Genomic DNA, 22957 nt, shown 5'->3' with positions numbered 1-22957 from the left:
ACGGCGGCGACTCCCTCCGCTCACGCTATACGGCGCTCACGGCGGAACGGAGTGGGGCCGGGGCGACCCTCCAGACACCCCGGCCCGAGGAGCGGACGCGGACGCCCGCTCCCGTTCAGCCCGGGACGCGACGGTCCCGGTGGTCTGCGCTCACGCCGGAACGGGCGCGAGGTCCCTCCTGGGCGCGACGGCCGGGAACGACGGCGCCTGGCCGCCGGCCAGGGTCTCGAGGACCCGCACGACCTGGCAGCTGTAGCCGAACTCGTTGTCGTACCAGACGTAGAGCACGACGCCGTCCTCGGTCGCGATCGTCGCGAGGCCGTCGACGACGCCCGCGTGACGGGAGCCGAGGATGTCGGTGGACACGATCTCGGGCGACTCGAGGTAGTCGATCTGCCGGCGCAGCGGCGAGTCCAGCGAGGCGCGGCGCAGGTGCGCGTTGATCGCGTCCCTCGTGATCGGCCGCTCCGTGCGCAGGTTCAGGATCGCGAGCGACACGTCGGGCGTGGGCACCCGGATCGAGCTCCCGGTGAGCCGCCCCTCCATCTCGGGCAGGGCCTTCGCGACGGCGGTCGCCGCTCCGGTCTCGGTGATCACCATGTTCAGCGCCGCCGAGCGGCCGCGGCGATCGCCGGCGTGGAAGTTGTCGATCAGGTTCTGGTCGTTGGTGAACGAGTGCACCGTCTCGACGTGCCCGCTGCGCACCCCGACCAGATCGTGGACCGCCTTCAGGATCGGCGTGATCGCGTTCGTCGTGCACGACGCGGCCGACACGATCCGGTCGTCGGCGCTGATCGCGTCGTGGTTGATGCCGTGCACGATGTTCTTCAGCGCGCCCTTGCCCGGGGCGGTCAGCAGCACCTGCCGGGCACCGGGCGATTCGAGGTGCCGGGAGAGGCCCGCCTCGTCGCGCCAGCGGCCCGTGTTGTCGACGATGATCGCGTCCTCGATCCCGTGGGCGCGGTAGTCGATGCTCGCCGGGTCGTCGGAGTAGAGGAACTTCAGCAGCGTGCCGTTCGCGAGGATCGTGTCGTTCTCCTCGTCGACCGTGATCGTGCCCGCGAACGGGCCGTGCACCGAGTCGCGCCGGAGCAGGCTCGCGCGCTTGCGCAGATCGTCGGCCGACCCGCGGCGCACGACCACCGCGCGCAGCCGCAGGGTCGAGCTCTGCCCGCCCCGCTCGATCAGGAGTCGCGCCACCAGGCGCCCGATCCGCCCGAACCCGTAGAGGACCACGTCCCGCGGCCCCTGCCCGCCCACGACCCGCGGCACCCCGCCCACGACCTCGGCGAGCTGCTCCCGGAGGAACTCCTCCAGCGACTCGGACCCCTCCCGCGTGCGGAACAGGAACGCCAGCTGCGCGACGTCGATCGACGCCGCGCCCAGCTCGAGCCCCGTGAGGACCCGCAGGATCGGGAGGGTCTCGGCGAGCGACAGCTCCGACTCGTCCAGGTGACGGGCGAAGCGGTGCGTCTTCAGCAGCTCGATCGTCGACCGGTTGATCAGGCTCGTGCCGTGCAGCGACGTCACCACGCGGCGGCGGCGGTAGAGATCGCCGATCAGCGGGATCATCGTCTCGGCGAGCGCCTGACGGTCCTCCCACGTCGCGGCCTGCAGCTGGTGATCGGTCAGGTTCACTCGGGGCTCCTGGAGGGTCTCGCGGTCGCCGGAGGGTGCGGCGTCCCGGTGGCGTCGATGGGCCGCCGCGGAGTGCTGCTCCACGGCCGGCCGCCGGTTCCCGCTCCGCTCGGCAGGGGCGTCAGCGTCCTCGCGAGTCCTCGTCGAGCAGCGGATCGGGTCGCTTCGAGCCTGTCGCAGGGATGGCGGAATGCGCCGACCGGAGGCGGCGTAAGAACCGGGCTTTTTACGCTCTCGTCAAACCTCGGACCGCGCCGACCCTCGCGGCGTCCCTCAGCACTGCAGCACCACGGCCCCGTAATGGGTGCCCGCGCCGGTCCCGACGAGCAGCACCGACTCCCCCTCCTGCACCCGAGCGCGGTGCAGCGCGAGCGGGATCGCCGAGCCGATCGTGTTGCCGACCTCCGCCAGCGTGACGACCATCCGCTCGCGCCCCCACAGCCGCGCCATGCCCTCGAGGCCCGCCTTGCTGGTCTGGTGCGGCACCACGCGGTCGATGCCCGGCAGCCCGGAGCCCAGCCCCGGCCGCACCGTCTCGAGGAACGCGGGGAAGTGCCGCAGCGCCTCGATCAGCAGACGGGTGCCGTCCATGTCGAAGCGGAAGTCGGCGAGGCGCTCGGTGGCCTCCTCGATCCGGATGCGGGTCCCGAACCCGCGGATCTCGGCGTGCATGACCCCGCTCGTGCGCGTCGTGAACCTCGACGTCGTGATCCCCTGACCCGGAGTCGTCGCCCGACCCACGACGACGGCCGCGGCCGCGTCGCCGATCAGCAGCGCGCTCTCGGGCTGGCCGACGTCGATGCCGCGGCTGCCGCCCTCCGTCGACACGATGAGCACGCGCTCGGCGCGGTGCGTCGCGAGGAGGAACCCCGCCTCCTGCAGAGCGAAGAGGAACGAGAGGCACGTGGCGTGGAGGCTGTAGGCCGAGACGTCGGCGAGGCCCAGTCCGGCGGCGAGCAGCGCTCCGCCGTCGGGGATCGCCTGCAGGTGCGTGCCCGAGGCGTTGAGCACGACGTCGATGTCGCCGGGCTCGAGCTCGGCGGCGGCGAGCGCCCGGCGCGCGGCCAGCAGGCCCAGCTCCAGCGGATCCTCGTCGTCCGCGAGCCAGTGCCGGGTCACGACGCCCGTGCGGCGGATCGCCTCGTGCGCGTCGATGCCGCAGAGGGCGGCCACCTCGGCCGTCGGGACGACGCGCTGCGGCAGGGCCTCGCCCGTGCCGAGGATGCGGACGGGGAGCACATCGGACACGGTCGCGTCCCTCCTGCGCCGACCTGCCGGAGGGACGCCGCTCCCCCTGTATAGCGGGGATATGCACTCGGCGCTCACCCGCGAGCGGACGCCCGCCGGCCGGGCAGCCCCGCCGCCGCGTCTCGAGACCCTCCGCTCCCACGAGGCCGCCCCCTCCCCTCGCTAGGGTGGTCCCGGCGGAGCGCGAGGGGGTCCGGGTGAGCTTCTGGGTCGTCGTGCCGCTCTTCAACGAGGAGAAGCTGCTCCGCGGCACCCTCGACGCCCTCGCGGCGCAGTCCGATCAGGACTTCACCCTCCTGCTCGTCGACAACGGCAGCACCGACGGCTCGCGCGCGGTGATCGACGCCTTCGCCGCCGAGCGCCCCGAACGGCCGGTCCTCACGATCGGCGAGGCGCAGAAGGGCACGGGAGCCGCCTCCGATACCGGGTTCCGGTACGCGATCGCGCACGGGGCTTCCGTGGTCGCGCGCACCGACGCCGACTCGCTGCCGGACCCCTGCTGGGTGGAGCTGCTGAAGGCCGACTTCCGCGCCGGCTTCCGCTTCGTCGGCGGCCGCGTCACTCCGCGCACCGACGAGCCCGAGTACCGCTGGTACGACGGAGTGATCGGCACCGGCCTCATCCGGATCCTCGAGCGCGCGCCGGGCATCGTCTACCGCCGCCCGGGCCAGCGCTACCGGATGTTCATGATCGCCGGTCTGAATCTCGCCATCGACGCCGCGCTGTACCTCGAGGTCGGCGGATTCCCGCGCTCGAGCATCGACGACACCGACGAGGATCTGGAGCTGCACCTGAAGGTCTGCCGGGTGATCCCGGGCACGCAGGCGAGGCTGAACCGCCGCGCGATCGTCCGCTGCTCCATCCGCAAGGGCAAGGCGCTGGGCTACCTCGGGATCCTGCTCTGGTACTGGGGCCGCAAGAAGGGCCTGGAGGTCGTCGATGTCCGCTGAGCCGTCGATGTCCACCGAGCCGTCGACGCCCGCCGAACCGTCGATCTCCGCCCGCCCCCGAGCGCCCCGCCGCGTCCTCGTCACCGGCGCCACGGGATTCCTCGGCGGCCACGCCGTGCGCGAGTTCCTCGCCGAGGGCGACGAGGTGATCGCCGCCGGCCGCAGCCTCCCCGCCCTCGAGCGCCTCGCCACGGTCGGCGCCGAGACGATCGCCGCCGACCTGGCCGACCTCGCCACCCTGCCCGTGCGCGCCGACGTGCTCGTCCACTCCGCCGCCCTGTCGAGCCCGTGGGGCCGGTGGAGCGAGTTCCGCGAGGCGAACGTCGACGGCACGGAGGCGATGGTCGGCCTCGCCGAGCGCGTCGGCATCCCGCGCATCGTCTTCGTCTCCTCGCCCAGCATCTACTCCGCCCGCCGCCACCAGCACCTGGTGCGCGAGGACGAGTTCGATCCCGCCGGCCGGATGAGCCTCTACATCCGCAGCAAGATCGAGGCCGAGCGCCTGCTGCAGCGGGCGCTCGCCGAGGGACGGATCCGCGAGCTCGTGATCCTGCGCCCGCGCGGCCTCATCGGAGTCGGCGATCCGAGCCTGATCCCCCGCTTCGTGGCCGCGAACCGGCGCCGCGGCATCCCGCTCTTCGACGGCGGGCGCAACGTGGTCGACGTGACCTGCGTCGAGAACGCCGCCCGCGCACTGGTCCTCGCCGCCGCCACCGAGCACGCGGACGGCAGCGTCTACAACATCACCAACGGCGAGCCGACCCCGTTCGGCGAGCTCCTCCGCGCCTTCTTCGCCGCGATGGGCGAGGAGCCGCGCTTCCTCACCGTCGACCTGCGCCTCCTGACCGCAGTCGCCGAGGTCCTCGAGCGGGTCTACGCCCGGCTGCCCGGCGGGGCCGAGCCGCCCTTCACCCGCTACACCGTCGCGACCCTCGCATACGCGCAGACCCTCGACATCTCGCGCGCTCGCGCCGAGCTGGGCTACGAGCCCGTCGTGCCTCTCGCGGAGGGCATCCGCCGCGTCGGCGAGCACTACCGGGCCGCGTCCCGTGCCTGAGCGCGAGCCCGCCCTGCGCGTCTTCGCGTGCGGAGACACGACCTTCCCGCTCTCGCGCGTGTTCCGCGGCGAGGGCCTCCCCCGCCGCACCTTCCCCTCGGCGGTCTTCCTCTACACGCACCCCAGCGGCCGCCGCGTGCTCGTCGACACCGGCTACCCGCCGTCCTTCGCGGGCACCGGCCCCGTCGGCGCCCTCTACCGGCGGATCCTGCCGGCGCGCGTCACTCCCGCCGAGACCGTCGACGCCCGGCTGCGCTCCGAGGGCCTCGAGCCCGGCGACATCGAGTTCGCCGTCCTCACGCACCTCCACCCCGATCACGTGGGCGGCCTGCGGTACTTCCCCGACGCGACCCTCGTGCTCTCGCGCGGCCAGCTGCAGAGGATCGAGCGGAGCCGCGTCACCGACGGCGTCTTCGCCGGCCTCATCCCACCGTGGTTCGCCGACTCCGCGCGCCTCGTCGTCGACGAGCAGCCGGTCAGCACGGTCGCCGGCGTGAGCGGCTTCGATCTCTTCGGGGACGGCCGCTGCGTCGTCACTCCGCTGCCGGGGCACGCACTCGGCCACCTGGGCGTCCTCGTCGAGGGCCGGTTCCTGATCGCCGGCGACGCGGCGTGGGGCCGCGAGTTCCTGGAGTGGTCCGACCGCCTGCGGCCGCTCCCCCGCCTCATCAGCGACGACCCGGCGGCGCACCACCGCACCTCCGAGCAGCTGCTGCGCCTCGAGGCCTCCGGCATCACCCTCTGCTTCAGCCACGACGCCTACCCGTCCCGAGTGCTGCTCGACTGAGCGCCGCTCGCGCGGTCGGCTCAGGCAGACAGAAGCCGCAGAAACAAGGCTGAGCGCTCGCGCCCGGACGAATCTGCCGGACTCGTGGCTGCCGGCCTTAGTTCTGTTGGTACAGCGACTCGTAACCGAGGGTGGGAGCTCTTCGAGCGCCCGGGGGGATCGAAACCGCCGTCTCCTCCTCGGTTGCGAACGCCTTCAGCGTCACTCCGTCACGGTCCGACGGTCCGGCGGTCCGGCGGTCGAGTTCTGGCACTCCTTCTCGAGGCCGGATCGCCGTGCAGACCCTCAGCCCGGGAAGTCCTCCGGCCAGCCGCGCTCGGCGAGCGAGCGGCGCACGCGCTCGACGTCCTCGTCCGAGGGCAGCTCCGAGGTGACGCGCGCGATCGCCGCGGCGACGTCGATCCGGCTCGCGGGCAGGGCGCCCTCGGCGGCGAGGCGGGTGCCCACCTCCGTCACCTCGTCGTCGGTGAGGCGGCGGCGCAGCAGCGCGACCAGCGGGATGAAGTCCTGCTCGGGCAGGCCGGCCGGGTAGCCCGCGCGCAGCCAGCGGACGATCCGCGTGACGAGCCCGGCCTGCGGCGCGTCCTCCTCCGGGATCCCGAGCGGCCAGCCCGCGCTCGCGAGGCGGACGGAGACGCGCACGAGATCCTCGGGCAGGGCCGGACCCAGCAGGAGCTCCTCGATGCGGTGCCGCAGCTGCGCTCGGTCGAGGGGCACGCCGTCGGCATCGGCCCGCGCCGCGTCGAGCACCAGGCGCTCGACCACCTGCTCGACCTCGTCCGCGGTGAGGCTGCGCCGGAGGATCCCCAGCAGCGGCACGTAGTCCTGCTCGGGCACCCCCGTCGGGTAGCCGGCGCGCAGCCAGCCCACGACGCGGGCGACCGGCCCCGACGCGGTCTGCTCGCCCACGCTCAGTCCTTCGGCACGAAGACGGGCACGCCGTGCGAGAAGTCGACCTCCTGGCCGAAGCCGGTCGCGAGGATGACGCTCAGCCCCACGACCACCGCGAGCACCACGATCGCGAAGCAGGCGACTCCGATCGCGCGCAGCAGCGGGACGGGCAGGCGCGGCTGCTCCCCGGCCGCGCCACCGGCGACCGCGAACGAGCGCACGCCGAGGGCGAAGAGGACGGGGAGCCCGGCCCCGAGCAGGACGGCGACCACGGCCACCTGACCGGCGGCCTCGAAGAACAGTGCGAGCACGGTGCGACTCCTCAGGCGTTCGTGGGCTGGGGCGAGCGGCGGGCGTCCTGCCACTCGTCGTTGACGTTGTGCGAGCCGATCGCGTCGCGGCGCGAGCGGAGGTAGATGAGGACCGCGACCGCGACGAGGACCGCCGCCATCAGCAGTCCGCCGAGCGCCCCTCCCGCGAGGTGCCCGATCCACCACATGACCGCGCCGACGAGCCCCGCGGCGGGCAGCGTGATCACCCACGCGATCACCATCCGCAGCGCCACCCGCCAGCGCACCTGGGCGCCGGGCCGGCCGACGCCGGAGCCGAGGATCGAGCCGGTCGCGACGTGGGTGGTCGAGAGGGCGAAGCCGAGGTGGCTGGAGGCGAGGATCACCGCGGCCGACGAGCTCTCGGCCGCCATGCCCTGAGGCGTGTCGATCTCGACGAGGCCCTTGCCGACCGTGCGGATGATGCGCCAGCCGCCGAGGTACGTGCCGAGCGAGATGGCGAGGGCGCAGCTGAGCTTGACCCAGAACGGCACCGACTCGGTGTCGCTCCAGCCGCCGGCCGCGATCAGCGCCAGCGTGATCACTCCCATCGTCTTCTGCGCGTCGTTGGTGCCGTGCGCGAGCGAGACGAGGGAGGCGCTGCCGATCTGGCCGATCCGGAAGCCGTGGTCCAGGCCCTTCGAGGCCAGGTTCCCGACGACCTTGAAGACCAGCCAGGTGCCGATGGCCGCGACCGCTCCGGCGAGCACGGGCGACATCAGCGCCGGCAGGATCACCTTGCCGACCACGCCGTCGAGCTTCGAGCCGTCGCCCGCCCAGTTGACGCCGTCGACGCCGAGTCCGGCGAGCGTCGATCCGATCAGCCCGCCGAAGAGGGCGTGCGACGAGCTCGAGGGCAGGCCGAGCAGCCAGGTCAGCAGGTTCCAGATGATGCCGCCGATGAGTCCCGCGAGCACGATCAGCAGCAGAGCGGATCCGCCGCTCTCGAGCAGCGCCGGGTCGGGTGCGCCGGACGAGTCCTGGATCCGGACGACCGCGTTCGTGACGGTCAGCGCCACCTCGATGCTGAGGAAGGCGCCCACGAGGTTGAGCGACGCGGAGAGGGCGACGGCGACCTTCGGCTTCAGCGCACCGGTCGCGATGGACGTGGCCATCGCGTTCGCGGTGTCGTGGAAGCCGTTGGTGAAGTCGAAGGCGAGGGCGGTGACGACGACCAGGACGAGCAGAACGAGGGGATCCACGCAGGAATGATGCGCCTGTCGGCGGCCCCCGTGGCGGGGTCCCCGGATGTATTTACCGGCTATTCACTTTCACCGGGCGAGCGGGCTGCAGAACGTCGGTCGGGAGTGCTCCTCGCGCACGAGGGCGGCTGAGGAGCGCTCCCGGCCGAGGTCGCACTCTCAGTGACCCGAGGGCAGCGGCGGGGTCAGATCCGGGGTGTGCTCCGGGTCGGAGTCGACGACGGGCTCGTCCTCGTGCGGCACGCTCGGCAGCGGCGGAGTGAGGTCGGGGGTCGTGTCGGGATCGGCGGCCGGTGCCGCGTGCTTCGGCTCGCTCGGCTGCGCTCCCCGCTCGGCGGCGGCCGCCTTCTTCGCGGCCTTCTCCTGCTGGCGGCGCAGCTTCTCGGTCTGCTCCGACAGCTTGCGCGCCTTCTTGCGAAGCTTCTTGCTCGAGTCGCGCACGGCCTCGTGCGCCGCGCGGACCGACTTCTCGGCCTTCTTCAGAGCCTTCTTCGCCCGCTTCTGAACCGCCTTGTCATTCCCGGTGGTCTGCGCCATGGTGTCGTCCTCCGCTCGTCGGGCCCGATCGGCCGTGATCCTCCTAAAGTACCGAGCCGGGCCAGTGCGGCGCCTGGGCGATCCGCGGAGTGGTGGCGGTGGCGGCGGGGCGCGGGTCGGCGTAGAACTGCCGCATGAGCGATCGGATCTCCCCCCGCACCTTCCGCGCGACGCCCGGTACCGAGGGCTGGCGCGTCGTCGGCGACGGCGCCCGCGCCTGGTTCCCCACCGGCTCCTTCGCCCGCGGAGCCGAGCTGGTCGCCGCCGTCGCCGCGCTCGCCGCCGAGGCCGACCACCATCCGGACGTCGATCTGCGCTTCGGCGGTGTCGGGGTGCGCCTGATCAGCCACGACGTGGGCGACGTGAGCCGCCGCGACGCGGAGCTGGCCGGCCGGATCTCCTCCGCGGCGCAGGAGCTCGGGCTGGTCGCCGACCCGTCGGCCGTGCAGAGCCTGCAGATCGCGATCGACGCGGTCGACGTCGACGCCGTGCGGGCCTTCTGGGCCGCCGTGCTGGGCTACTCGCCCCGGGAGGACGCGGATGCGGCCGATCCCCGCGGGCTCGCCCCGAACGTCTGGGTCCAGCGCATCGACGAGACGCGCGCCGAGCGCAACACCGTGCACCTCGACCTGTACGTCCCGCGGGAGGCGGTCGAGTCGAGGATCGCCGCCGCCCTCGCCGCCGGCGGGAGGGTGGCCGACGACGACCACGCCCCGGACTGGTGGACGCTCGCCGACCCGGAGGGCAACGAGGTCGATCTCGCGCCCTGGCGCGACGACAGCCCGTGGGGCGAGTGAGCGCACGGGCGCGCCCCTCCGCATCTGGGAGTCGCGTTCGAATGCCGCCCGCCCCGCGGCCGCGCCGGGCAGGCTGAGGTCATGGCTTTCCAACCCAACCCCACGGGCTTCTTCGGGAAGGCCGCCCAGCGGCGGCCGATGCGCGGCCCGAGGCGCGACCGCTGGATGTGGTGGCGCCTGGGCACCGGAGTCGCGGTCGTCGTCGGCGGAGTCGTCGCCCTCCTGGCCTTCACGGCGGGCTAGGCGCGACCGTGGAGCGAGTCACGGGGATCGGCGGCCTCTTCTTCGCCGCGCGCGATCCCGCGGCGCTCGGGCGCTGGTACGCCGAGAACCTCGGCGTCGACGAGCCGCCGACCTCCTACGGATCCTCGTCGTGGCGGCAGGAGTCCGGAGCGACCGTCCTCGCACCGATGCCGGCCGGCTCGGAGCACCTCGGCCCGACCGGTTGGGCCGTGAACTTCCGCGTGCGGAGTCTCGATGCGATGGTCGAGCAGCTGACGAGCTCCGGGACGACGGTCGTGGTCGACCCCGAGCACTACCCGAACGGTCGCTTCGCTGACCTGCACGACCCGGAGGGCAACCGGATCCAGCTCTGGGAGCCGGCGGGCGCCGACGACTGACACCACACACGACGGCCGGAAATGCGAGCCCGCACGAGGGGGCTTGACTGCCGACCCCGGACGGTGAGCGGTCTCCCAGGTGCGTTCCGGAGCATCCCGGGTACCCTGGAGGGTCGTACGGCGCGGACAACCCCTCCGCGCCCGACGGTTCCCCGCCCCAGCCGCGCGCATCTCCGCGCGGCGCACGACCCGGAAACTCTGACTGCATGCACCACTCCGATCTCGCCCCGACCCCCTCCCCCCGGGGAGTCGAGCAGACCGACAGCTCCACCGCCCTCCCGACCCGGAGGCAGCTGCGCGCCCAGCAGGAGGCGCAGCGCACCGCGTCGCGTCGCGCGTCGCGCCGTCCGACCAGGCCCCGCGCCTCCGCGATGGCGGCCATGTCGTTCGTCGTCGGCATCGCGGTCACCACGACGATGCCCGCGTTCGCCACGCCGGGCACCCCCGACTCCGAGCTCGCTCACGACACGGCGACCGCCGTCGCGGCCGCCCGCCCGCAGAGCTTCGTCGCCGCCGGTGCCGTGCAGCACACCGTCACCCGCGACGCCTTCGCCGCCGAGGCGAAGCCCGAGGTCCTCGTGCCCACTGCGTCCCTCGACGCCATCACGGCCGGAGCGGGCGAGTCGACCGCGGCGGCGAACGGCGCCTCCGGCACCTGGGTCCTCCCCGTCTCGGGCCGCATCAGCAGCAGCTACGGTCCCCGCCCGGATGCGCCCGTCTCGGGCGTCAACCTGTTCCACAAGGGCACCGACCTCGCCGCGGCCTGCGGCACGCCGGTCGTCGCGGCCTCCGGCGGCGTCGTCGAGGAGTCCCGCTACTTCGGCACCTACGGCAACTGGGTCCTGATCGACAACGGCGGCGGCATCGAGACCGGCTACGCCCACAACAGCGAGCTGCTCGTCGGCGTCGGCGACGTGGTCGAGGCCGGCGACGTGGTCGCGCTGCTCGGATCCACCGGCGCCTCCTCCGGCTGCCACCTGCACTTCGAGACCCGCGTCGACGGCGAGGCGGTCGACGCCGTGCCGTTCATGAGCGCGCTGGGCGTGCCGCTGGGCTGACCGGCGTCACTCCCGTGACCCGCCTCAGCCCGGAGCCGGCACCGTCCGCCGTCCGGTCGACACGGTCCCCGACCACCGGGCGTCCGCCGGCACGGTCGTGACCACGATGCGGGCGTCCTGATCCACGGCGATGTCCATGCTCGCGCCGTTGCCCTCGTTGGGGTCGCCGCGCGTGATGCCCTCGTTGTAGACGCACTTCGAGCCGCTGGTCATCAGGCCCTCGATCTCGACGGTCACCTCGGCGTCCGCGGTGTCGCACGCTACTGCCAGCCGGATCGAGAGCGGCTCACCCACCAGGCGGACCGTCTGCGGCTCGGGTGCCCCGATCTGGTCGGTCCAGGTGACCGCCGCGGTCTGACCCTCCGGCAGATCCAGCGGTCCGATGGGACCCGGAGTCGGAGTCGGAGTCGACGTGGCCGTCGCGGTCGGCGTCGCCGCCTCCTCCTCGGCCGGTGCCGTGCAGCCCGCCAGCGCGAGCACCGCGAGCATCGTCGCGGCCCCTGTCGTGGTCGTCCTTCTCATCACCATCGCGGCTCCCCCTGTCCGTCTCGGTCCTTCCGGTCTACCCGAGGTCGGCGCCGAGCGGGACGGTCTCTGCGACCCTTGCCAGGGTCCGCCGGAGCGGCGCTGCACCCCGGCACGGAGGCCGCACCCAGAAAACCGAGCGACACTTGGGAGTGAGTCGAAGGGCGTCCGTGAACGAGCACGGAGCCGGACTCGCCGGCCCGCCGACCCCTTCGCTCATCGAGCAGGAGGTCACCATGTCCACCACCCAGCGCTTCGCCGACCGCGTCGTCCTCATCACCGGAGGAGGGTCGGGACTCGGCCGCGCCAGCGCCGTCCGCCTCGCCGAGGAGGGCGCGAAGCTCGCCCTCGTCGACATCTCCGAGCAGGGGCTCGCCGCCACGGTCGAGGCCGTCGCAGCGGCCGCGCCCGGTGCCGAGACTCTCACCGTGACCGCCGACGTGTCGAAGGAGGAGGACGTCGACGCCTACGTCGCCGCGACCCTCGAGCGCTTCGGCCGGATCGACGGCTTCTTCAACAACGCCGGCATCGAGGGGAAGCAGAACCTCACCGAGGACTTCACCGCGGCCGAGTTCGACAAGGTCGTCGCGATCAACCTGCGCGGTGTGTTCCTCGGCCTCGAGAAGGTCCTCAAGGTGATGCGCGAGCAGGGCTCCGGCATGGTCGTGAACACGGCGTCCGTCGGCGGCATCACCGGAATCGGCAACCAGTCCGGCTACGCGGCCGCCAAGCACGGCGTCGTCGGCCTCACCCGCAACTCCGGCGTCGAGTACGGCCGCTACGGCATCCGGATCAACGCGATCGCGCCCGGTGCCATCTGGACGCCCATGGTCGAGAACTCGATGAAGCAGCTCGACCCCGAGAACCCGCGGAAGGCCGCGGAGGAGTTCATCCAGGTCAACCCGACGAAGCGCTACGGAGAGGCGGCCGAGATCGCCTCCGTCGTCGCGTTCCTGCTCTCGGACGACGCCGCGTACGTCAACGCCGTCGTCCTCCCGATCGACGGCGGCCAGTCCATCCAGTACTGACCTGCGCGTCGGACGGACGGGACGCGCCGCCACGGCGGCCGATCCCGTCCCTCCGCCTCCGCGGGGGAACCTCGGCCGCCGGCGCGACCGGAGGAGAATGAGCGCATGAATCCCACCGGGAGCTTCCGCGCTGCGCGCGACGTCCTGCTCGAGCACCGCACCGACGTGGCGGCCGCTACCGAGGCCTTCCACTGGCCCGATGTCGGCCCCCGCTTCAACTGGGCCGTCGACTGGTTCGACGCGATCGCGATCGGCAACGAGCGCCCCGCGCTGTGGATCGTCGAGGAGGACGGCTCGGAGCAGAAGGTCTCGTTCGACGAGATGCGCTGGCGGTCGGACGAGGTCGCCACCTGGCTGCACTCGGTCGGCGTGGAGCAGGGCGATCACGTCATGCTCATGCTCGGCAACCGGGTCGAGCTGTGGGAGTCGATGCTCGCGATCATGAAGCTCGGCGCGGTGATCCTGCCGACCACGACACTCCTCTCGCCCGCCGACCTGGCCGACCGGCTCGAGCGCGGCGAGGTGGCGCACGTCATCGCCGACGCCTCCGAGACCGCCAAGTTCGCCGACGTCGAGGGCGGCTTCGGCCGCATCGCCGTCGGCGGCGCCGTGGACGGCTGGCTCGACTACTCCGACTCCGCGGAGCCCTTCGGCATCAGCCCGACGGTCACCGTCGAGAGCACGGATCCGTGCCTGATCTACTTCACGTCGGGCACGACCTCGAAGCCCAAGATGGTCGTCCACACCCACGAGTCGTACCCGGTCGGCCACCTCAGCACCATGTACTGGCTCGGGGTGCAGCCCGGCGACGTGCACTCGGCGATCAGCTCGCCCGGCTGGGGCAAGCACGCGTGGAGCTGCTTCTTCGCCCCGTGGAACGCCGAGGCCACCGTCTTCGTCTACAACTACAGCCGCTTCTCGCCGTCCGCGATGCTCGAGCAGCTCGACCGGGCGGAGGTGAGGACCTTCTGCGCTCCCCCGACCGTCTGGCGGATGCTGATCCAGTCCGAGCTGGGCGCGAAGCCCCGCGCGCTGGCGCAGATCCTGTCGGCGGGCGAGCCGCTGAACCCCGAGGTGATCGGCACGGTCGAGCGCGAGTGGGGTCTGGGGATCCGCGACGGCTACGGCCAGACCGAGACCACGGCCATCATCGCGAACCCTCCCGGTTCCGAGATCGTGCCCGGAGCGATGGGCCGCCCGCTGCCCGGAGTGGCGATCGCGCTGATCGATCCGCTCACGGGCGAGCGGTCCTCCACCGGCGAGATCTGCCTCGACCTCTCCACCGAGCCGGTGAACCTGATGTCGGGGTACCACGGCGACGACGAGCGCACCGCCCGGGCCCGCGCCGACGGCCTGTTCCACACCGGCGACGTCGCGGTGCGCGCGGTCGACGGCACCATCACCTTCGTCGGCCGCACCGACGACATCTTCAAGTCCTCCGACTTCAAGATCTCGCCCTTCGAGGTCGAGAGCGTGCTGCTGCAGCACCCGGCGGTCGCCGAGTCGGCGGTGGTGCCCGCTCCGGATGCGGTGCGGCACAGCATCGTGAAGGCGTACGTCGCGCTGGCCGAGGGCTGGGAGCCGACGGCCGAGACCGCGGCGTCGATCTTCGCGCACACCCGGGACGTGCTCTCGTCGTTCGAGCGCGTGCGCCGGATCGAGTTCGCCGAGCTCCCCAAGACGATCTCGGGCAAGATCCGCCGCGTCGAGCTGCGCCAGCGCGAGCAGGCGGCCGCCGATCGGGGCGAGGAGATCACCACGGAGTGGCGGAGCGACCGCGTCCCGTCCGCAGCGACCGCGCCGGATGCGCACCCTCGACCGGAGTGACCGGGTCGGCCTCCGCGGCCGGCCCTCACCCCTGATCACGGGAGTCCCGTGCTGAGCGATCCCGGACGCGTCCCGCGCTCCCGTCTCACGGAGGCGGTCGCCTCCTCCCGCCTCGTCGTCCTGCGCGCGCCGTCCGGCTTCGGGAAGACCGCGCTCCTCGCGGAACTCGGCGACGAAGCCTCGACCAGGGTCGCCCTGACCGCCGAGCAGCCCTCGCGTTCCGCGTTCTGGAGCGCGGTCGTCGCGGCGGCCGGAGGCGACGGGGAGTCGGTTCAGGAGGACGTCGACGCCGGCCGGATCGCGTCGCTGCTCGCGGAGCGGAGCACCGGCCGCCTGCTCATCGACGGCGCCGACCACTGCACGGAGGCGGCGCAGGTCGCCCGGGACCTGCTGGCGGTCATGGAGCTCCTCCCCGGCCTGTCCGCCGTCGTCGCCTCGCGGATCCGGTCCCCGCTCGAGGACGCGGCGGGAACCGTCGGCACGACGGTGCTGACCGCCGAGGACCTGCGCTTCACCGAGAGCGAGATCGCCGCTCTCGCCGAGCGTCTCGACGTCGCGATCGGCGACGACGTCCTCGCGCAGGTGGCCGCCCTGACCGACGGGGTCCCCCTGCTGCTCCGCATCGTGCTGCAGAGCCTGCAGCGACTCGGGCCGCTCGACTCCCTGCCCGCGGGGCTGAACGACCGCGTGAGCGACGTCCTCGATCGGATCCTGTTCGACGGCGAGGACGAGGCGACGGTCGACGCGCTCCTGTCGTTGGCGCCCGCGGACGCTCTGGACGAGGCGCTCGCCACCGACCTCGTCGGCCTCGGGGGCCCGGCCGCCCTGGCCGAGGCCGAGCGGCGCGGCCTCGGCGATCGCTCCGTCCACGTGTCCGGGGAGGGAGACGAGGCGGCGCTGCACGACGTGTTCCGCTTCACCTCCGCGGTCCGGTCCGCGCTGCGCCGACGGGCCCGCTCGACCGTGCCCGACCGGTACCTCGAGGGCCGTCGACGAGCGCTCCGCTGGGCCGTCGACCACGACTTCCCCGTGTTCGCGCTCGAGACGGCCGCCGATCTCAGGGAGCACGAGACCGCGAGCTGGATCATCGTCGACCGGTGGTCCGTCTTCTCCATCGCGGCACGCGGCACCATCGCCCGGGTGTACGGGAAGGAGAATCGACGCACCCTGCTCGAGCACCCGATCGTCGCCGCCGCCCTCGCCCTCGCCCATTTCGCCCAGCGGGACCAGCAGTGGAAGGCCCGGGAGTACTTCGGTCTCGCCCTGCTCGGGATCGCGACGAGGCGACGAGCAGCACCGCCGGCCGAGCGCTACCTGTTCCTGGTCGTCGAGTTCCTCGCCACCCGCCTGGTCGGCGACGACGGCAAGCGGGTCCGGGTGCTCGGCGCGCGCCTCCTCGAGCGGTTCGCGGAGCTCACTCCCGACGACCAGCAGCGACTCCGCCACGTCGTCCCGACGCTCGTCAACCAGATCGCCGCGTCACTCCTCTTCTCGGGCGACACCGCCGGCGCGCTGCAGGCCCTCGCCTCCGGATCGACCCGTGCGGCCCTGCTCTCGCCGACCCGGCGCGTCCGCTACGCGGCGCTGTCGCTCCGGGCCGGAGCCTCGGCGATCGCCGGTGAGCTCGCCTCGGCCCGCGAGTCCCTCGCCGCGAGCGAGAGGCTCGGAGTCCCCGACGAGATCCGCACCGGGTACGCGGGATCACCGGCGCGACTGGCCGAGGCGTGGCTCCACCTCGAGGATCTCGACCCCGAGGCCGCTCTGGCCGCTCTGCGCCCCGTGCATCCGCACTACGACACGATCGAGAACGTGCACCTGCTCGCCGCGGCCGAATCCTGGGCGCACATCCTGCTCGGTCGACCGGCGATGGCACTGGAGCTCGTCGTCGACGTCCGCTCCCGCGTCGCACGGCAGCGCCCCCTCTCGGCCGTGGTGCAGGAGTCGTTCGCCTGCGCCACCTCGTTCGCGGCGCTCTCGGCCGGCGATCTCGAGCTCGCGGAGTCGGCGGCGAAGGACGCGGGGAGGACGGCGGCGGGCGCTCTCGCCCGAGCACGGGTCGTCCTCGCGCAGGGCCGACCGGAGCGGGCACTCGCCGCACTCGCGTCCGTCGGCCCGGCGGAGTCCCTGACCGTCCGCCAGCGCGCGGCCCGGCACCTGCTGCTCGCCGCGATCGACGCCGAACGGGGCGACAGGGGTGCGCGCCTGGAGGCGGAGCGGGCCGAGGCGCTCCTCCGCCTGCACGGGATGCGCCTGCCCCTGATCGAGCTGGGCCGGCACGGGCGGGACGCGCTCCGGCCGCTGATGGAGACGATGCCGGTCGAGGGGGATCCGGCTCTCGGCCCGCAGCACCGGCCGACGCCGCAGCTGACGCCGAGGGAGCGCGCGGTGCTCGCCGCCCTGGCGCAGTCGGCCGGCTACCGCGAGGTGGCCGCCGCTCTCGGAGTGAGCCTGGGCACGGTGCAGCGCCAGGTCAACTCGGCCTACCGGAAGCTCGGAGTGACCAACCGCGCCGATGCGCTGCGGGTCGCGCGGGTCCACCACCTCCTCCCCGAGGAGTGACGGGAGCCCGCCGCGGAGGTGCGGCCCGCTCCTCCGCGGCGCCTCCGCCGGTCGAGCCTCCGCGTCAGCGGGCTCGCGACGGGCGGAGGAGACTCGCCGCGACCGCGCTCGAGAGCAGTGCCGTGGCCGCGCTCGAGACCAGCAGCGCCGGGAAACCCCCGGCCGACGTGATGAGCGCGGCGGCGAGCACCGGCGCCGCCACCTGGGCGAGGTTCGACGCGACGTTCAGGAGTCCCAGCCCGTACGCCGCCCCGCCGCGGGGGTCCGGGAGCAGCTCGGCGCCCAACGCCGTGCCGCAGGCGAGGGCGAGCCCCAGCCCCGCGCCGAACGCCGCGCCCGCGGCGAGCAGCCCGCCGAGGCTCGGCACGGCTAGGAGGACGAGGTCGCCGGCGATGACCAGCGCTCCCGCGGCGAGGAGGAACGGCGCCGGTCGGCCCGTGCGGTCGCCGATCCGGCCGCCGAGGAGCGCCGTCACGATCAGCGCCGCTCCACCCGCCGCCGTGGCACCGGCGACGGCACCCGCCGCGCTCGCCTCCGTCGCACCGAGATGGTCGGTCGCGAGGTAGAGGAGCATCCCGGAGACGCAGCCGTGCGACAGCAGGAACAGGAAGCGCCATCCGATCAGCACGACGAACCGGGGGTGCTCCCGTGGGTCGATCAGCAGCCGCCGAAGGACGAGCGGCGCCGCGTGCCCGGGTGCCGCGGCCCTCGCAACGCGATCCGCGGCCCCCGGGACCCGAGCGGCGAACACCGCGCAGGCGAGGACCACGAGCACCGCGATGCCGACGAAGGCCGGCACCGGCGGGACCCGCCCCACCACCGCCACCCCCGCGGCTCCGCCCACGACGGCGGCGACTCCGGTGAGCGCGAAGGCGAAGCCGCGCCGTCCGCGGTCGACGCGGTCGATCAGAAGCGCGCTCGACGTCACGTCGACGCCGTTGAGGAGGAACTGCGCGAGCGACCACAGGACGACCAGCCCGACGATGCTCCCCGCGGCGCCGAGCAGACCGTAGGCGAGCCCGCCGAGGAGCGCGTAGCCGACGAGCCACGGCGTCCGCGAGCGCCCGCGGTCGCTCAGGGCGCCGAGGAGCGGCTGCGCGACGATCGTGACGGAGGCCGAGACTCCCGCCACGACGGCGAACGAGCCGACCTTCCCCTCCGGATCCACGCGTGCGACCTCCGAGGGCAGCAGGACGCTCAGCGCCGCCGCGTACGCCGCGAAGAGCGGGATGTTGAGGAGCGCGACTCCCCGCACGGTTCCCCGCGCACCGGGTGCGGACGCGAGGGACCGCTCCCGCGCATCCTCCATTCCGACCGTCACGCCGCCCATCCTTCCGTGGCGCATCGTGGACCCGGAAGCTGTCGCGAATTGAACCGGAGATTGAACTCCTCGAGCACGGCGTCCGGCCCAGCGGCGTCGACCTAGCGTCGGGTCGGGGCGAGAGGCGGACCTGTTCCGCCCCGCCCCGCTCCGGGGAGGCACCTGCTCGCGGCTGTCGTGGCCGAGGGCCCGCCCGCAGCGTGAGCGCCGTGCCCCTCCTCCTCGTCCACGGAAGGAGCCGCCCATGGAGACGCACGTGCCGACGACCGATCGCGACCGCCTCCACTCCGCTGTCGGCGAGCGCCGGTGGCACGCCGTGATCGAGACGCTCGAGGTGCTCTGGCCGCACGCTGTGCACGAGAGCCCCGCGGAGCTGCTCGAGGTGCTCGAGCTCGTCCCGGAGAGCGTGCTGGACGAGCGGCCGCGCTGGATCCGGGCTCGCGACGTGCTGCGGAGCCGAGCGACCGCCGAGCTCACCCCTGCGAGAGGACCGCGCACTGTCACCGCGAGGATCGCGGACCTGCGCCGCGCCGGCCGGGCGCACGAGGCGTTGGCGCTCGACGACGCGCGCCGGGCTCTTCTGAGCGAGGTGGGGGTCGACACCGAGGGGGAGCGCGCCGAGCTCCACTACCAGTGGGCGCGCGTCCTCGAGGACGTCGGAGCGACGGACCGTGCCCTCGCCGAGTACGAGGCGGCCGCGGGCTCCGCAGGCACCCGACGGATGCGCTCCCTGGCGGGCGGTGCCGCGGCGCTCCTGGCCGCCCTCCAGGGCGAGCGGGCCCGAGCGGAGCGGTGCCTGCACGAGTACTGCGACAGCACCGAGCCCCTCGGCGGCGCGGCGTCCGCCGGTCTCGCCCGCGCGCTGCTCCGCGTGGACGCGCTCGACCGCGAGGGGGCGCGCACCCTCCTCGACGCGATGGAGGCGGAGTCGGTCGGGCACCGGTGGGCCCTGCACCTCTTCGTCCGCGCCCTCGCCGACCGGGAGCACCAGGGGCCGCCCCACCGGCCGCTGCGGGCGGAGGCGCTCCACGGGACGATGCCGTCTGCGCCGTCACCCTCCGAGCTCGACACTGTGCGGATCGCCCGCTACCTCCTGCACACGTCCTCGGGACGCCGCGACCTCGCGCACGCCGCGCTCGGCCCGTCGACGGGCACGGAGGGCGTCCTCGGCCACCTCGTCGTCGCGCTCCGCGCTCTCGATCTCGTCCGCATCGGCCGTCCGGCGGAAGCACGACTCGTCCTGGCGCCGCTGCGCGGGAGGCGGCTCGCGCCCCGGGCCGAGCTGCTGATGCTCGTGGTCTCGCCCGACCGCTCCGCCGACGAGTCCGAGCGGATCGAGGCCCTCGCGGCCGAGCACGGCCTCTACCGGATCCTCACCCTGCTCCCCGACGGCGAGCGCCGACGGACGGGAAGCCGACTCGCCGGCCTACGCACGGCCGTGCCGGTGCCCTGCCTCGAGCCCGCCGTCACCGTGGTCCGCGCTCCGCTGACGTCGCGCGAGAGGGAGGTCGCCGAGCACGCCGCACTCGGCGAGTCGACGGCCGACATCGCCGCTGCGCTGTTCGTGAGCGCCAACACGGTGAAGACGCAGCTGAGGAGCGTCTTCCGCAAGCTCGGCGTCTCCTCGCGCGACGAGCTCTTCGCCGCGCTCGCCCGCGCCCCGCGCGAGGTGCCGGCCGACGCCTGGACGGTCGGAGTCGCGGTGCCGCGCCGGAGCGCGACCGCCGCGCGCTGAGCGCTCGCCTAGGCCGTGTTGATCAGGAGGTCGCCCAGCCGAAGGTCGATGCGGGCATCGACCGAGGATTCCGACGCCGCAGATCGTGCGATCAGGACGAGCGGAGCACGCGAGATCGTGATCACCACGGCCTAGCCGTGCAGCGGCGTCTCGAGGCCCCGGATAGGGACGGCGGGACGGCCCTCCGCGTCCGGCTCGGCGCCGGCGGGCGGCGCGGGAGCGGTGCCTCGGCTCGACCCCATCCGGAACCAGGCGGCGAGGGCGGGAGTGCCGCGCCAGCGGCGGAAGTCGCGGTCGAGGGGCACGACGCCGCGGTAACCGGAGGCGCGGGCGATCTCCTCCAGAGCGCCGAGGCGGTGCGGAGTGCTCGCCATGAGGACGGCGGCGAGCTCGGTCCGGCAGCGCGCCAGGTGCTCGTCGATCGAGAACCCGTAGGAGCGCCGGAACCGCACGCGCAGCGTCAGCACCGGCACGCGCAGCTCCTGGGCGAGGCGCGCAGGCGTGAAGTGCGGATCGAGGAAGCGCTCGGTGACCAGCGCGGCGGTGGCGACGGCGAGCACGTCGAGGCGACGGGGTGTCCGCGATCGGGAGGGACGGGATCCGGGAGTCAGGAATCGGGAGAGGGCCATGGTGAGGAGACGCGCGGGCCGCCGGTCGATGACGCGGTGGCGCGCGATGATCTCACCCTGGCGTCCCGGTGGGACTCGGCCCCCGCCGACCGCGCGCCCGCGACGAGACCCGGTCGAGGTCGGCCGTCGAGCGGAAGCCCGCGGCCTCGACGGCCCGCAGTCGAGCCGACTCCCCCGGGCCGGGGTGAGCGCGCAGCACGTCCTCGGCGACGGCGAGGCGGATGCGGTCGAGGCACCGGCGGATCGAGACGCCGTGGTGGAGCCGGTGGACGACCCGGACGCGGGTCTCGGAGACGCCGAGGACCCGGGCGACGGATCCGGCGTCGAGTCCCGGCACGGCGTGGAACTGGCGCAGGGCCCGGTCGACGCGGTCGGCGAGACCCGTCGTCCGCCCGGGGTCCTGCGTTCGGGGCGGTCGCGGGCTCGCTGCGCGCAGGGTCTCCGTCGTCATCGTCGATCACCTCTGGTTCGGGTCGGGGCGGACGCCGACGGATCGGCGGTGCGGGCTCGGTCGCGCCGGGAGCCCGGGGCGGACGGCCGGGGCGACGCCTCCGAGCGCGGGGCGTCGGAGCGAGCGGGATCACCTGATTATGGGTGCGGCCCACCGAGCACGACCGGTCTGGCACGGGGTCCGGACCGAGTGGCGCGAGCCGTCGCGGATCCCGCCGGTCGCGCCCGGGCGCTCCGTCTTCGCGACGGGACCGGGCGGAGCAGGAGCGCACCGTCGATCATCGTCGTGCCGCCGCCGCGTCCTGCCCCCGAAGGAGAACCGATGCCCCCGTGCCCGCTCGCGGCGCCCTCGTCGATCCGGACCGCTCCGCCCGCCGGACCGGTTCCCCGCCTCGAGATCGAGGTCATCGTGTCGCACCTCGTGCGCTCCGGCGCGGAGGGGCTCCCGCGCGACGCCCTCGTCCTCGTGTTCTGGATCCACGTCCGCAACGGCACCGGGGAGAGCCTCCACGACCTCCACCTGCTGCAGCGCCGCTTCTCGGACGGGTCGTCCGACGAGCTCGAGTACGACGCGGCTCCGACGACCCTCGTGGGCCGCGTCGAGCGGATCGCTCCCGGCGCGGGGTTCGTCACGGCCGCCCGCTACACCGTCCGCCCGCTCGCGGCGCGGCGGACGATCGTGAACGCGCTCGACGTCCGGGGGACGGGCGCCGACGGCGTTCCGATCAGCGGGCACGGGCGCGTGCTGATCGCGGTCGACCCCGACCGCGCCCCGTCCGTGCTGTCACCCGGAAGGGTTTAGCGCGCGACGACGAGGGTGATCTGCGGGCCCTCGAAGGGTGAAACTCTCTCAGGAGTCCGGCCGCCGCGGGCAGTCTTCTGCCTGTCGGACCGCCCGAACGGCTCGGCAGAAAGGTGCACCGCCATGACCATCAGCGCATTCGACCGGACCTCCGTCGAGCGGGGCGTCACCCGCCGCGACGACGAGGCGAGGTCCTGGTTCCGCCGGATCGGACTCGAGGCGCGACCCTCCGGTCCGCTGCGCGTCGTCGCCGACGCGCTCCGGAGCGGCTCGTTCGACGTCGTCCGGCTCTGGCACACCGCGGCCCGGCTGCACCGCAGCGCGCCGACCGGCTCCGGGATCCGGCTCCTCATCCCGCTCGAGGGCGAGATCGTCGTGCAGCCGGACGACCCCGCGGCCCTGGAGGTGCGGGTGCGCGTCGGGTGCATCGCGTACCTCCGGCGCAGCCACTCCTACACGCTCGTCACCGACGGGCCCAGCGCGCGGATCGAGATCGCTCTCGAGAGCCCGCTCCTCGGCCTCCTCGACTGGGAGGACAGCGGCGCGCTGGTGACCGAGGCGGACACCGCGGGCCGGGGCATCCTGCTGTCGACCGTCAACGCCACGTTCGGCTCCTCGCTCGACGCCGACTCCCCCGCGTTCCCGCTCGTGCGCGCGGCGATCGAGCAGCTCACCGGCGCCGTGCTCGCGACCTCGCTGCCCCGCGAGCGGACGGAGACGGTGCACACCCGCGCCCTGGCGCTCATCGCGGCGATGTCGACCGATGCGAACCTCTCGGTGCAGGAGGTCTCGGAGCGCCTCGGGGTGCCGAAGCGGACGCTCCAGCGGGTGTTCGCCGCCAACGGCACGACCGTCTTCAACGAGATCCGGCGCGCGCGGCTGGCGACGGCGCGGGCGGTCCTCGGCGACCTGTCCGCGCCTCCCGTCCCCGGCCACGCCCTGAGCGGCTACCTCCGCTCGCAGCGAC

At 73.7% G+C, this 22957-nt stretch carries 23 protein-coding genes; 13 read left to right on the top strand and 10 right to left on the bottom strand.

The genetic code is table 11. From position 1 onward, the window contains the following. Nucleotides 1-150 precede the first annotated feature (150 nt). Both ASF46_RS00560 and ASF46_RS00555 read right to left on the bottom strand, forming a co-directional pair. Entirely contained in the window at nucleotides 151-1638 is a 1488-nt protein-coding gene (locus tag ASF46_RS00560; protein WP_268788633.1) for a glyceraldehyde-3-phosphate dehydrogenase, read from the bottom strand. A 273-nt stretch (nucleotides 1639-1911) separates the two neighbouring features. Further along, complete coding sequence (locus ASF46_RS00555; protein ID WP_056865980.1) at nucleotides 1912-2886, bottom strand: 3-oxoacyl-[acyl-carrier-protein] synthase III C-terminal domain-containing protein; 975 nt, start codon at nucleotides 2884-2886, stop codon at nucleotides 1912-1914. Between the two features lie 197 nt (nucleotides 2887-3083). On the opposite strand from ASF46_RS00555, the gene ASF46_RS00550 reads away from it, so the two are divergent. From ASF46_RS00550 to ASF46_RS00540, 3 genes are read left to right on the top strand one after another with little or no spacing between them, the layout of a single operon-like run. Further along, nucleotides 3084-3836, top strand: coding sequence for a glycosyltransferase family A protein (locus ASF46_RS00550; RefSeq protein WP_162240142.1), 753 nt, complete (start codon nucleotides 3084-3086; stop codon nucleotides 3834-3836). Continuing rightward, nucleotides 3826-4893, top strand: coding sequence for an NAD-dependent epimerase/dehydratase family protein (locus tag ASF46_RS00545; RefSeq protein ID WP_235576814.1), 1068 nt, complete (start codon nucleotides 3826-3828; stop codon nucleotides 4891-4893). Before ASF46_RS00550 ends, ASF46_RS00545 begins: the two co-directional genes overlap by 11 nt. Beyond that, nucleotides 4886-5680 carry an MBL fold metallo-hydrolase gene (locus ASF46_RS00540; protein WP_056865978.1) on the top strand — a complete coding sequence of 265 codons (795 nt, stop codon included), beginning with the start codon at nucleotides 4886-4888 and terminating at the stop codon, nucleotides 5678-5680. Before ASF46_RS00545 ends, ASF46_RS00540 begins: the two co-directional genes overlap by 8 nt. 285 nt (nucleotides 5681-5965) lie before the next feature. Here the strand turns inward: ASF46_RS00540 and ASF46_RS00535 are convergent, their stop codons facing one another. The 4 genes from ASF46_RS00535 to ASF46_RS00520 all read right to left on the bottom strand — a co-directional run bounded on the left by ASF46_RS00535 (nucleotide 5966) and on the right by ASF46_RS00520 (nucleotide 8639). Next, nucleotides 5966-6589: a DUF3349 domain-containing protein gene (locus tag ASF46_RS00535; RefSeq protein WP_082485084.1), complete on the bottom strand. Its 624-nt coding sequence runs from the start codon at nucleotides 6587-6589 to the stop codon at nucleotides 5966-5968. A 2-nt stretch (nucleotides 6590-6591) separates the two neighbouring features. Next, nucleotides 6592-6882 carry a hypothetical protein gene (locus ASF46_RS00530; protein ID WP_056865976.1) on the bottom strand — a complete coding sequence of 97 codons (291 nt, stop codon included), beginning with the start codon at nucleotides 6880-6882 and terminating at the stop codon, nucleotides 6592-6594. Nucleotides 6883-6893: 11 nt separating this feature from the next. Beyond that, nucleotides 6894-8102 (bottom strand): inorganic phosphate transporter, encoded by a 1209-nt coding sequence (locus ASF46_RS00525; RefSeq protein ID WP_055785155.1) that lies wholly within the window; start codon nucleotides 8100-8102, stop codon nucleotides 6894-6896. A 159-nt stretch (nucleotides 8103-8261) separates the two neighbouring features. Further along, nucleotides 8262-8639, bottom strand: a complete 378-nt coding sequence (locus tag ASF46_RS00520) for a hypothetical protein (RefSeq protein ID WP_056865975.1) — start codon at nucleotides 8637-8639, stop codon at nucleotides 8262-8264. Nucleotides 8640-8773: 134 nt separating this feature from the next. Between ASF46_RS00520 and ASF46_RS00515 the strand changes: the two genes are divergently transcribed. From ASF46_RS00515 to ASF46_RS00505, 4 genes are all read left to right on the top strand, one after another. Beyond that, nucleotides 8774-9436, top strand: coding sequence for a VOC family protein (locus ASF46_RS00515; protein ID WP_056865974.1), 663 nt, complete (start codon nucleotides 8774-8776; stop codon nucleotides 9434-9436). 81 nt (nucleotides 9437-9517) lie between these two features. Further along, on the top strand, nucleotides 9518-9679 hold the full coding sequence (locus ASF46_RS18985) for a hypothetical protein (RefSeq protein ID WP_157602110.1): 162 nt from the start codon (nucleotides 9518-9520) through the stop codon (nucleotides 9677-9679). Nucleotides 9680-9687: 8 nt separating this feature from the next. Next, nucleotides 9688-10056, top strand: coding sequence for a VOC family protein (locus ASF46_RS00510; protein ID WP_056865973.1), 369 nt, complete (start codon nucleotides 9688-9690; stop codon nucleotides 10054-10056). 206 nt (nucleotides 10057-10262) lie between these two features. Next, nucleotides 10263-11114, top strand: a complete 852-nt coding sequence (locus ASF46_RS00505; RefSeq protein WP_056865972.1) for a M23 family metallopeptidase — start codon at nucleotides 10263-10265, stop codon at nucleotides 11112-11114. Between the two features lie 24 nt (nucleotides 11115-11138). Here ASF46_RS00505 and ASF46_RS00500 read toward each other — a convergent pair whose 3' ends face one another. Then, nucleotides 11139-11642, bottom strand: coding sequence for a hypothetical protein (locus ASF46_RS00500; RefSeq protein WP_157602108.1), 504 nt, complete (start codon nucleotides 11640-11642; stop codon nucleotides 11139-11141). Between the two features lie 233 nt (nucleotides 11643-11875). Between ASF46_RS00500 and ASF46_RS00495 the strand changes: the two genes are divergently transcribed. From ASF46_RS00495 to ASF46_RS00485, 3 genes are all read left to right on the top strand, one after another. Then, complete coding sequence (locus ASF46_RS00495; protein WP_056867371.1) at nucleotides 11876-12667, top strand: glucose 1-dehydrogenase; 792 nt, start codon at nucleotides 11876-11878, stop codon at nucleotides 12665-12667. 105 nt (nucleotides 12668-12772) lie between these two features. Beyond that, entirely contained in the window at nucleotides 12773-14494 is a 1722-nt protein-coding gene (locus tag ASF46_RS00490; protein ID WP_056865970.1) for an AMP-binding protein, read from the top strand. 48 nt (nucleotides 14495-14542) lie between these two features. Then, nucleotides 14543-17053 (top strand): LuxR C-terminal-related transcriptional regulator, encoded by a 2511-nt coding sequence (locus ASF46_RS00485; RefSeq protein ID WP_056865969.1) that lies wholly within the window; start codon nucleotides 14543-14545, stop codon nucleotides 17051-17053. A gap of 64 nt (nucleotides 17054-17117) precedes the next feature. Here the strand turns inward: ASF46_RS00485 and ASF46_RS00480 are convergent, their stop codons facing one another. Beyond that, entirely contained in the window at nucleotides 17118-18374 is a 1257-nt protein-coding gene (locus ASF46_RS00480) for an MFS transporter (protein ID WP_162240141.1), read from the bottom strand. A gap of 244 nt (nucleotides 18375-18618) precedes the next feature. Here ASF46_RS00480 and ASF46_RS00475 point away from each other — a divergent pair, with 244 nt between their 5' ends. Next, on the top strand, nucleotides 18619-20109 hold the full coding sequence (locus tag ASF46_RS00475; protein ID WP_056865967.1) for a helix-turn-helix domain-containing protein: 1491 nt from the start codon (nucleotides 18619-18621) through the stop codon (nucleotides 20107-20109). A gap of 131 nt (nucleotides 20110-20240) precedes the next feature. On the opposite strand, the gene ASF46_RS00470 is transcribed toward ASF46_RS00475, so the two are convergent. Together ASF46_RS00470 and ASF46_RS00465 are read right to left on the bottom strand one after the other, a co-directional pair. Beyond that, on the bottom strand, nucleotides 20241-20738 hold the full coding sequence (locus ASF46_RS00470) for a hypothetical protein (protein ID WP_157602104.1): 498 nt from the start codon (nucleotides 20736-20738) through the stop codon (nucleotides 20241-20243). 52 nt (nucleotides 20739-20790) lie between these two features. After that, on the bottom strand, nucleotides 20791-21189 hold the full coding sequence (locus ASF46_RS00465) for a hypothetical protein (RefSeq protein WP_056865965.1): 399 nt from the start codon (nucleotides 21187-21189) through the stop codon (nucleotides 20791-20793). A gap of 321 nt (nucleotides 21190-21510) precedes the next feature. Between ASF46_RS00465 and ASF46_RS00460 the strand changes: the two genes are divergently transcribed. Beyond that, complete coding sequence (locus ASF46_RS00460) at nucleotides 21511-21990, top strand: hypothetical protein (RefSeq protein WP_056865964.1); 480 nt, start codon at nucleotides 21511-21513, stop codon at nucleotides 21988-21990. A gap of 123 nt (nucleotides 21991-22113) precedes the next feature. After that, a partial coding sequence (locus ASF46_RS19300; protein ID WP_162240140.1) for a hypothetical protein occupies nucleotides 22114-22957 on the top strand: 844 nt, incomplete at its 3' end.

The organism is Rathayibacter sp. Leaf296 (assembly GCF_001423045.1).
Lineage (GTDB): Bacteria > Actinomycetota > Actinomycetes > Actinomycetales > Microbacteriaceae > Rathayibacter > Rathayibacter caricis.
Note: the sequence above shows the minus strand (reverse complement) of the source record. Positions and strands in the feature narration are given on the sequence as shown.